The 6,182-nt window shown below is 67.9% G+C and carries 7 protein-coding genes; 2 read left to right on the top strand and 5 right to left on the bottom strand.

Annotated features, from left to right (window positions below):
• The gene (locus CON76_RS11525) at positions 1 to 2,541 is read right to left on the bottom strand and encodes a ComEC/Rec2 family competence protein (protein WP_101103493.1); all 2,541 of its coding nucleotides are present in this window, start codon (positions 2,539 to 2,541) and stop codon (positions 1 to 3) included.
• 162 nt (positions 2,542 to 2,703) lie between these two features.
• On the opposite strand from CON76_RS11525, the gene CON76_RS11530 reads away from it, so the two are divergent.
• Positions 2,704 to 3,174 carry a RidA family protein gene (locus CON76_RS11530; RefSeq protein WP_101103494.1) on the top strand — a complete coding sequence of 157 codons (471 nt, stop codon included), beginning with the start codon at positions 2,704 to 2,706 and terminating at the stop codon, positions 3,172 to 3,174.
• A 4-nt stretch (positions 3,175 to 3,178) separates the two neighbouring features.
• Positions 3,179 to 3,454 (top strand): VF530 family protein, encoded by a 276-nt coding sequence (locus CON76_RS11535; protein ID WP_101103495.1) that lies wholly within the window; start codon positions 3,179 to 3,181, stop codon positions 3,452 to 3,454.
• A 39-nt stretch (positions 3,455 to 3,493) separates the two neighbouring features.
• Here CON76_RS11535 and CON76_RS11540 read toward each other — a convergent pair whose 3' ends face one another.
• The 4 genes from CON76_RS11540 to CON76_RS11555 all read right to left on the bottom strand — a co-directional run.
• Entirely contained in the window at positions 3,494 to 4,093 is a 600-nt protein-coding gene (locus CON76_RS11540; protein ID WP_101103496.1) for an RBBP9/YdeN family alpha/beta hydrolase, read from the bottom strand.
• Between the two features lies 1 nt (position 4,094).
• Entirely contained in the window at positions 4,095 to 4,931 is an 837-nt protein-coding gene (locus CON76_RS11545; RefSeq protein ID WP_101103499.1) for an ABC transporter ATP-binding protein, read from the bottom strand.
• A 24-nt stretch (positions 4,932 to 4,955) separates the two neighbouring features.
• Complete coding sequence (locus CON76_RS11550; protein WP_240592851.1) at positions 4,956 to 5,708, bottom strand: ABC transporter permease; 753 nt, start codon at positions 5,706 to 5,708, stop codon at positions 4,956 to 4,958.
• Positions 5,709 to 5,933: 225 nt separating this feature from the next.
• Positions 5,934 to 6,182, bottom strand: a 249-nt coding sequence (locus tag CON76_RS11555; RefSeq protein WP_205758194.1) for a transposase, incomplete at its 5' end; no start/stop codon positions are given.

The following is a 6,182-nucleotide window of genomic DNA, read 5'->3' on the forward strand; positions in this document are numbered from 1 at the left end:
TCAGCGCGCGTGCCAGTAGCGCGGTGCGCGCTCGCGCTGGCACTGCACCTGCTGCGGCGCGTGGCTGCGCCAGACTGCCGCGCCACAGCCGGGGCTGTTGACCCAGGGCACACCGCGCCGCTGCCAGCGCGCCACCACGTCGGGGTGCGGGTGGCCGTGCGGGTTGTGCCGGCCAGACTGCACCAGTACCCAAGCAGGCTGCAGCGCATCGAGCCAGGCCGCGCTGTTGGAGCTGCGGCTGCCGTGGTGCCCGGCCAGCAGCACTGTGGCGCGCAGGCCGGGGTAGCGCGCCAGCACCTGTTGCTCTTCCTCGGCGCCAATGTCGCCCGGCAACAGCGCCGTGGCCGCACCCTGCCCCACGCGCAGCACGCAAGAGCGCGCGTTGTCGGATTCGGATGCGTTGCGGACTGCAGCCGCATCGGGCGGGCCGGGGTGCAACAGCTCAAAGCGCACGCCGTCCCACTCCCAGTGCTGCCCGGCCTCGCAGCGGCGCAGCAGGGGCACGGACGCGCCTGCCGGGGTGGCGTGGGCGGGCCACGGGAACGACGTCCACCACTGGGCGTGCGCAAAGCGCGCCGCCACGCTGGCCAGGCCGCTGGCGTGGTCGCTGTCGGCGTGGCTGACGACGACCGCATCCAGCCGGTCGCCGCCCGCGCGCAGCAGAGGCAGCAACACGCGCTCGGCGCTGTGGCTGTGGCGGCCCACGGGCGGGCCGGTGTCGTACAGCAGGGTGTGGCGCGCGGTGCGCACCACCACCGCCGTGCCCTGGCCCACGTCGGCGGCCACAATTTCAAACGCCCCCGGCGGCGGGCGCGGCGGCTGGTACGCCAGGGCGGGCCACAGCCACAGCAAGCCCCAGGCCCGCCAGCGCCAAGGCCAGTGCTGCACCAGCCACAGGCCCCCGGCGGCGCCCAGCAGCGCCAGCGTCCACGGCAGGTCGGGCCGCTCCAGCGTGGCCCACGGCAGTGCCGACAAGCCCTGCAACCCCACCATCAGCCAGCGCACCGCCAGCGCGCCCGCATCCCACAGCGGCGGCCAGGCCACGCCCAGCATCGCCAACGGCGTCACGACGAACGTGACCCACGGAATGGCCAGCAAGTTGGCCAGCAGCCCGATGAGCGAGAACTGGCCAAACAGCATCAGCGTCAGCGGTGCCAGCGCCACCGTGACCACCGCCTGCTCGCGCAACATGGCCCGCAACCCCACCCACACCCGCTGCCAGCGCCCCGGCCCTATCGCCACCCCTCCCGCTGCGCCGGTCGGCGGCGGGGGTGATGCCAGCACTGCGCCACCACCGGCCTCGCCCACCCGCGCAGGCCCACCCGGCAACGCCGAGAACAGCACCCCCACCGCCACAAAACTCAGCCAGAAGCCCGCCTGCAGCAGCGCCCAAGGGTCGAGCAGCAGCACCACATTCATCACCAGCAGCCACGTGGCGGGCCACGGCCAGCGCCGCCCACTCAGGCGCAGCAGCGTCACGGTGGCCAGCATCCACACCGTGCGCTGCGCGGGCACGCCCCAGCCCGACAACAGCGCGTACCCCGCCGCCAGCACCACCCCGCCCACGGCAGCCGCCACCGGCGTGGGCACGCGCCACAACAGCCCCGGCCACACACGCGCCAGGCCACGCCACAACCCGCCCACCAGCCCCACCGCCAGCCAGGCAAACATCGTCACGTGCAGCCCAGACACGCTCACCAAATGGTTGATGCCGGTGCGGCGGAACAGCGTCCAGGCGTCGTTCTCGATCGAAGCCTGATCGCCCACGCTCAGCGCGGCCAGCATCCCGGCGGCGGACGCCTCGGGCACCCGCGCCAGAATGGCGTCGCGCACCGCCTGCCGCGCCCGGGCGATGCGGTGGCCGCTGGCCTGCTCGTCCAGCAGCTCGGGCGGGGGCACCTGGCGCCCGGTGCGCACCTGGCCACTGGCGTGCAGGCCCTGCGTCCAGTACCACAGCTCGGTGTCGAACCCGCCCGGGTTGGCCAGGCCGTGCGGACGGCGCAGGCGTACCGTCAGGCGCCAACGCTGGCCTGCGCGCAATGTGGGCAAATCGTTGGTCTGCGCCGGTTCGCCCTGCACAGCATCTTGTGCCGACTCCCGTTGCGCGCCACGCCCCGCTGCCCACCCGGCGCCCCACGACAGTTGCACCAGCGGTGGCACCGCCACGGGTTGCTCTTGCCAGCGCGCAGCTTCGGGCTGGAATTCAAAGCGCCAGCCCGAATCGGTGCGCCGGGGCAGGCCCGTGACCTGGCCCTCCAGCCACACCACCTGGTTGTCCAGCGCCGGAGCCAGGGCCTGTGCCTGGTGCCAGCCCGCGCGCACGCCCGTCAGGGCCAGCGCACACAGCGCCAGCGCCACACCGCACAACCCCTGCCGCCACCAGCGGCCCGCACGCACGCGCCCCCACGGCGCCCGCCAAGCCAGCAGCAGCACACCCAGCCCCAGCGCAGCGCACAGCGCGTAGGCCCACGTCGCCCACAGCGCGACCTGCTGCAACTGCAACGCCACACCCAGCACGCCACCGGCCAAGGCGGCCATCATGGCCAAAAAATGATCAAAATCTGCATGACTGGGCATTGTAGGCAATCGCCACCCCGCCACCAACGGCACGGTGGCGCGCGTTTGCGGTGCCGGTGCAGGCGCCCCGATAGAATCCGGCGCATCCCCCTTCACCCGATTTGTCCTGTTTTCTGGAGCCACCCCATGAGCGTTTACGACCAGCTGCAAGCCCTCGACATCACCCTGCCGCCGGTGGCGGTACCGGCTGCGGCCTACATTCCGTTTGTGCAAACGGGCAAGCTCATCATGCTCAGCGGCCACATCGCCAAACGCAACGGCCAAGTGTGGACAGGCCAACTCGGCCTGAACATGAGCACCGCCGAAGGCAACACCGCCGCGCGCGCCGTCGCCATCGACCTGCTGGGCACGCTGCACGCCGCCTGCCAAGCTGCGGGCACCGATTTGAACGGTGTCAAACGCATCGTGAAAGTGTTGAGCCTGATCAACTCCAGCCCCACCTTCACCGAACACCACCTCGTCACCAACGGTTGCTCCGAGCTGCTGGGCCAAGTGTTTGGCCCCACCGTGGGCAGCCACGCCCGCAGTGCGTTCGGCGTGGCCCAACTGCCACTGGGCGCGTGTGTGGAAATTGAGCTGATTGCCGAACTGGCCTGACGCGATGACCGACACCCGCACGCCCACCCCTGAGCAACAACCGCGCAATCCGCTCCACGGCGTGACGCTGGAAGCGATGGTGCGCGCCCTGGAAGCCCATTACGGCTGGGCCGACCTGGCGCAGCGGATTCCCGTGCGCTGCTTCACGCACGATCCCAGCGTCGCCTCCAGCCTCAAGTTCCTGCGCAAGACGCCTTGGGCGCGCGACAAGGTCGAAGGCCTCTACCTGTTCATGCTGCGCGAAATCCAGCGGGCGCAGCGCGCTGCCGGACACCTGTAGGCAGGCGGCGCGCGCTGAGCGGTTGCACGCCACGCAGTGCTACGTAGCCACCACAGCGTCCGGCGTCGGCACATTGGCCGCCACCGGCGATGGCTGTCCCTGCTCAACGGCTGAATAATGCTGCAACGCATGCAGCAAAGCCCAGCCAAATGGCCATTCACCATGCCCCGAGGCCACATTGATGTGGCCTGCGTCGGGGATACGCACGTACTCACTGCCCCAAGCACGTGCGTAAGCGGCGGCCAAGCGCGCAGGACAAAAGGGATCGTTGGTGCTGGCCACCACCATGCTGCGGTACGGCAGGTGCGCATACGGCACGGGCGCAAAGTCGCCCAACACACCACGCCGCTCAGGGTCGGCAGGGGCCACCAGCAGCGCGCCTTGAATGCGCTGTGCCACCTCGGGTGGCAGGTGTACCGTGGTGATGCAACCCAAACTGTGGGCAGCCACCACCACTGGGCCAGGTGTGGCCAAAATGGTGTCGCTCAGACGATCCACCCAAGCGCGCCGGACAGGGCTGATCCAATTGTCCTGCACCACACGGCGCACGCGCGGCAAACGTTCGGCCCACAGAGTTTGCCAATGGCCAGGGCCAGAATCGCGCCAGCCGGGCACGATGATGACGGTGGTATCTTGCATATCACACCGCCCACTGCCATTGCGCCGGTGAAGCGGTTTGCTGCTCAGGCCGCTTGAGCGGGGGCTCGGCCAGCTCGGCGGCGTTGTGGTCGGCAAACTCTTGCAGCACGTCGTCCTTCACCACGCTGAAGGCGTAAGAAGCCCGGTCGCGCGGGTGCGCCAGCCCCACCGGCACCGTGCGGCGGATACGCCCAGGACGCGGCTCCATCACCACCACTTTGTCGCCCAGGTACACGGCTTCTTCCACGTCGTGCGTGACCAAAATCATGGTGATACCTTCGGCCTGCCAGATACGGTGCAGCTCCTGCTGCAAATGCGCGCGTGTCATGGCATCCAGCGCCCCAAAAGGCTCGTCGAGCAACAAAATGTCGGGCCGGTTCACCAGCGAACGGGCAATCGCCACGCGCTGCGACATCCCGCCCGACAACTGGTGCGGATAGGCGTTCTCGAACCCCGTCAGGCCCACCAATTCGATGTGTTCGCGCACCGTGTTGCGCTTTTGGGCGGCACTCAAGTTGGCGTTGAGCAGGCCCAGTTCAACGTTTTTTTCCACCGTGAGCCACGGAAACAGGCGGTGCTCCTGAAACACAATCCCGCGCTCCAACCCAGTGCCCGAAATAGGCCGGCCATTGAGCGCAATTTCGCCCTCATGGTCGCCTTCCAAACCAATGATGAGGCGCAGCAACGTGGATTTGCCACAGCCGCTGGAACCCACAATGCTGACGAATTCGCCCGGCTCTATCGTCAAGTTGATGTTTTGCAGCACCGGCAAGGGCTGCCCTTTTACGTCGTAACGCTTGTTCAGGTTCTGGATCGTCAATGTTCCGGCGTGTGCCATGTCCATGCTCCTCTTCCATTCGGTTCAATAACGCGCCACCGTGCGGTCGCGCCAAGCCAGCAGGCGCTTTTCCAGCACCCCCAGCACAAAGTTCAAGACAAAGCCCACCAGGCCAATCACCACCACGCCAAACAACACCAAGTCCATCCAAAAGTGCTCACGCCCGTCGATCAGGGTGTTGCTAATACCCGTGCCCGAGGCCAGCAGATACTCCGCCCCCAAGGTGGCCAGCCAGGTGTAAATCAGCGACAGTTGCAGACCCGTAAAAATCGAGGGGGCCGCCGCTGGCGCAATCACACGGTGCAACAACTGCCACACGCTGAATTCGTACACCCGCGCCACCTCAATGAACTCGCGTGGCACGCTGCGGATGCCTTCGTAGGTGTTGAGCACCACCGGAAAAAACGCTGCCATCGCCACAAACGCAATCTTGGCCTCGTCGCCCAACCCGAACCACATCGAGAGCATCGGAATCCAAGCGAACAGCGAGATTTGCTTGACGGTGTGGAACGACGGCCCGATCAGGCGATCCAGCCAGCGCGAGCCCCCCAGCCCAGCCCCCACCAACAGCCCGATGCCAGAACCGATGGCAAAGCCCCACGCCATGCGCCACAGGCTGGCCGACAGCGCCAGCCACAATTCACCGCTCAACACCTGATCGACCCCGCGCTGCCACACCGCCCACGGCGACACCAACAACGGCGAGTTGACCCAGCCCGAAGCCACCGCGCCCCACCACAGCACCAGCAACGCCAACGGCAACACCCAGCCCCGCAACGGTGCAGGTACCCAACTGCGCCTAGCCCGGATATTTCACCGCAGTCCACCCCGTCGTCTCTTTTGTCACTTTGATGCCTGAAGAGGGGTCGCTACGGGTCATTGCCGTGAGCCAAAGGCACGCACCCGCGCGCATCGGCCCTGTCAGGACGCAGCGACCCCCACCCCGGCTTGGGTTGCGGGCCAGTTTTGTGTCATCGCGCCGGCCAGGCGCTGTCGCGGCGTTCAGGGCGAGCGCAGCTGGCTCATGGCGTGCGCGAAGATGGGCGCGCTGGGCCAGTGCGAGGCCAGGTACAGCCGGATGCGCCGTGTGTTGCGCGTGACCACTGCAGCCACCTTGAGCAGTCTGATGCGCAGGGTATCGACCTGAGCTGTTGCCAGTGCGGTGCCCTGCAGGGCCAAGGCGCGCAGCCGCTCGATGAGCACGTAACCCAGCGCCGACAGCAGCATGCGCAGTTGGTTGGAGTGCAACAC

It is taken from the genome of Macromonas bipunctata (genome assembly GCF_002837135.1).
Taxonomy (GTDB): Bacteria; Pseudomonadota; Gammaproteobacteria; order Burkholderiales; family Burkholderiaceae_C; genus Macromonas_A; species Macromonas_A bipunctata.

Coding starts and splice junctions, on each gene's coding strand:
- CON76_RS11525 (WP_101103493.1), bottom strand. CDS start 2,541: ATGATGGCCGCCTTGGCCGGTGGCGTGCTGGGTGTGGCGTTGCAGTTG.
- CON76_RS11530 (WP_101103494.1), top strand. CDS start 2,704: ATGAGCGTTTACGACCAGCTGCAAGCCCTCGACATCACCCTGCCGCCG.
- CON76_RS11535 (WP_101103495.1), top strand. CDS start 3,179: ATGACCGACACCCGCACGCCCACCCCTGAGCAACAACCGCGCAATCCG.
- CON76_RS11540 (WP_101103496.1), bottom strand. CDS start 4,093: ATGCAAGATACCACCGTCATCATCGTGCCCGGCTGGCGCGATTCTGGC.
- CON76_RS11545 (WP_101103499.1), bottom strand. CDS start 4,931: ATGGCACACGCCGGAACATTGACGATCCAGAACCTGAACAAGCGTTAC.